We start from the raw sequence: 1921 nt of genomic DNA on the forward strand, positions 1-1921 counted from the left end.
AAGTGTCGTCCCTTCCGGAGTAACAAACCTCGCAGGTTTCGAACCATGCTGCAATCAGCAAAACCAGCACCGGTGCGGTCCACCTGCCCGGTGGGGTACCTTGGGGGAAGGCACGGTCTGCCAACCCTAAATCAACGCCGAGCCATCATTTCTCTTGGCAGATGCTTTTTGTAAGGATTGGCTGCGAATTCGGTCGTACTCTATAAAGCAAGATTGTATAAATAGCTAAAAATACTATTACCAATATCAATCCTCCTGTCCTCCTTCTCCAAGGAGGCACTCAGTGACAAGAAAATGGGCTCTTATTGTATGGAATGGGCACTTACAAAGTCCCTCTTGGAGAAGAGGGATTTAGGGAGATTGACCACGCCTTAATTATTTAAGTGGCGTTCCCCTTATTGGACTTTTTGGACAGCCTCATAAAAGCCCTGCCCCAAGAAATTAAGAAACAATGTTAAAGCTGGAAGCTAGAACTCACGTTACTTATTTTTCATTCCTCACTGAACATCCCCCTGCACCCCCTTCGAACATCATTTACCGCTTTTCCATCATAACTGCCACAAGGGGGAAAGCCCCGGGTTCTCCGTTTCTGCCCCTTCGAAATTCATCATTTTTAATTCTACATTCATCATTCCCCATCCCCAGTCGGCGATTTTTTTGGTTCGTTTTTTCATCGATGAAAAAATGAACACCTAAGAAAGCTGTTGAAGATACCATCAGATATGGAAGGCTATCCCCAAGCAATAAAGTCTTCCTTTTGTTACATTAAACATCTGTAACGTCTTTTCAATCAGTGACCATTATAATTATGCAAAAAGACAAATTCCGCGTTGACCGTAATGCATTTTCCGTTACCAGCCTCCAGGAACAGGACAAGGAAGAGAAAATGTATTGGAAGGATAAAACGCCACATGAACGGTTAGAGGCAATGGAATTAACAAGACAGATTATTTATGGCTACGATCCCGCTACCACCCGACTTCAGAGAATTCTTGAAGTTACTGAACGATCAAAAAGTTAAATATTTATTAATAGATGGCTATGCAGTAGGTTATCACGGCTATGTCCGGGCTACTGCAGATATGGATATTTGGATAGCAAGAAACCCTTCTAACGCGGAGCGTGTAGTCAAAGCTCTTCACAAATTTGGTTTTGATGCTGATAAATTGAGTGCGAACCTATTTTTAGAAAAAGACCAGGTTATACGTATGGGGGTGCCACCAATGCGGATTGAAGTATTGACTTCTATTTCAGGTGTGGAGTTTAAGGAATGTTATGATACAAGAATAAAAGAGAGTTGGGATGATATCAGTGTAAATATTATTAGTTTAGAGAAGCTTAAACAGAATAAGCAGGCCAGTGGCAGGCTAAAAGATTTAAACGACTTGGAACATTTGGAGGTAGACGACTGACGACCGTTTGTCAGGCATACGTTACCCTGTACTTACTCTTCGCGAATACCTCCGCGTACTCTGCGATTAACATGTATTTTTCACCAGGAAATTGGTTCGTCAGCAAGACAATTTCGCCGCTCGCCAGGAAGCGAAGAGATCCGCAGAAGCACCTGCACCGGGCATGCGCCAGGATAGATTCCTCGACTTCGGATCGGGAACATCCGCCCGATCCTCCACTCGGAATGATTGCTATACCTCGTTCATACGATCTCCCCCTTCGAAATTCATTATTTTTAATTCTTCATTTTTCATTCCTCACTGAACATCCCCCTGCACCCCCTTCGAACGTCATTTACCGCTTTTTCATCATAACTGCCACAAGGGGGAAAGACCCGGGTTCTCCATTCCTGCCCCTTCGAAATTCATCATTCATCATTCTTCATTCATAATTCCATCCTCCTTCCGCCCTGGCGATTCGTGAGCCGTCCGGCCGCATGCAGCGGCGGCGTGAAGAAAGAACCCCTGCA

The 1921-nt window shown here is 44.5% G+C and carries 3 protein-coding genes; 2 read left to right on the plus strand and 1 reads right to left on the minus strand.

From position 1 onward, the window contains the following. Positions 1 to 548 precede the first annotated feature (548 nt). The gene (locus tag ACG2E4_RS18280; RefSeq protein ID WP_395277489.1) at positions 549 to 674 is read right to left on the minus strand and encodes a hypothetical protein; all 126 of its coding nucleotides are present in this window, start codon (positions 672 to 674) and stop codon (positions 549 to 551) included. 134 nt (positions 675 to 808) lie between these two features. Between ACG2E4_RS18280 and ACG2E4_RS18285 the strand changes: the two genes are divergently transcribed. Next, positions 809 to 1021 carry a hypothetical protein gene (locus ACG2E4_RS18285; RefSeq protein ID WP_395277490.1) on the plus strand — a complete coding sequence of 71 codons (213 nt, stop codon included), beginning with the start codon at positions 809 to 811 and terminating at the stop codon, positions 1019 to 1021. Further along, positions 993 to 1412: a hypothetical protein gene (locus ACG2E4_RS18290; RefSeq protein ID WP_395277491.1), complete on the plus strand. Its 420-nt coding sequence runs from the start codon at positions 993 to 995 to the stop codon at positions 1410 to 1412. Before ACG2E4_RS18285 ends, ACG2E4_RS18290 begins: the two co-directional genes overlap by 29 nt. The last annotated feature ends 509 nt before the right edge of the window (positions 1413 to 1921 follow it).

It is taken from the genome of Halalkalibaculum sp. DA384 (assembly GCF_043951955.1).
Classification (GTDB): Bacteria; Bacteroidota; Rhodothermia; order Balneolales; family Balneolaceae; genus JAMQKA01.